1 protein-coding gene is annotated in these 270 nt (G+C 50.7%); it reads left to right on the top strand.

Features of this window, described 5'->3' with window-relative positions:
- Nucleotides 1–52: 52 nt before the first annotated feature.
- Nucleotides 53–270: hypothetical protein (locus tag ACYQ78_RS39635; protein ID WP_459806148.1), on the top strand; the 218-nt coding region annotated here is incomplete at its 3' end.

The following is a 270-nucleotide window of genomic DNA, read 5'->3' as shown; positions in this document are numbered from 1 at the left end:
CGACCATAACTCAGCGAATTTGTCCATTACAACAAACACACCAGTCAAGGAGGTGAAGAAGATCATTTTGCAGAGGCATTGGCCTGAGAGTCCAAATCTGATCCCAGCAGAACAAGTCGAGAGGATACGCCTCTTCGCCGCAGGCAAAGAGTTGGGTGGCAAAGGATCTGATGATTCGAAGACCTTGAAGGATGCACAGATCCTTGTCAGTCCCAACGGCCCAACTCCCGTCCATGTCATGGCGGTGCAAAAAGGATGCGAGCGAAAAGC

It is taken from the genome of Herbidospora sp. RD11066 (assembly GCF_054661255.1).
Note: the sequence above shows the minus strand (reverse complement) of the source record. Positions and strands in the feature narration are given on the sequence as shown.